The sequence below is a fragment of the Pseudomonas sp. UBA4194 genome, assembly GCF_002379585.1.
Classification (GTDB): domain Bacteria; phylum Pseudomonadota; class Gammaproteobacteria; order Pseudomonadales; family Pseudomonadaceae; genus Aquipseudomonas.
In genome coordinates this window covers 1,913-2,607 of sequence record NZ_DFUE01000060.1, presented here as the reverse complement: position 1 = coordinate 2,607, position 695 = coordinate 1,913, and the positions used below count along the sequence as shown (strand labels likewise).

The 695-nt window shown below is 55.1% G+C and carries 1 protein-coding gene; it reads right to left on the bottom strand.

Annotated features, from left to right (window positions below; genetic code table 11):
* Positions 1-117 precede the first annotated feature (117 nt).
* Positions 118-687 (bottom strand): elongation factor P, encoded by a 570-nt coding sequence (locus tag B3397_RS15325; RefSeq protein WP_049858924.1) that lies wholly within the window; start codon positions 685-687, stop codon positions 118-120.
* Positions 688-695: the final 8 nt, after the last annotated feature.

The window sequence follows — 695 nt, the reverse complement described above, 5'->3', positions numbered from 1 at the left end:
ACCCGCTCCCACAAGGGGGTCTCGCTCTGCTTGCGATCAGGACAGACCTGCACGTCACCCATAAAAAAACCCGACTCAAGGTCGGGTTTTTGCGTTCGCATCAGGCAGGCATCAAGCTTACTTGGCGCGACCTTTGTACGAACCACCTTCGCGGGTGTCGATCTCGATCATGTCGCCGATCTCGATGAAGTCAGCCACGCTCAGTTCGGTACCGTTCTTCAGTTTGGCAGGCTTCATGACCTTGCCCGAAGTGTCGCCGCGAGCGGAACCTTCGGTGTAGTCAACCTGACGCACGATAGTGGTCGGCAGCTCGACGCTGACCAGACGCTCTTCGAAGAACACGGCTTCACAGACGTCGGTCATGCCTTCTTCCACGAACGGCAGAACGGCTTCGATGTCTTCGGCGTTCAGTTCGTACATGGTGTAGTCGGTGGTGTCCATGAACGTGTAGCTGTCACCGCTGATGAACGACAGGGTCGCTTCTTTGCGGTCCAGGATCACGTCGTCCAGCTTGTCATCGGCGCTGTAGACGGTTTCGGTCTTGTAGCCGGTCAGCAGGTTTTTCAGCTTGGTCTTCATGATCGCGCTGTTACGGCCCGACTTGGTGAATTCAGCTTTCTGAACCAACCAAGGGTCGTTGTCGATACGGATCACGGTACCGGGTTTGAGTTCTTTACCAGTTTTCATTACGAATA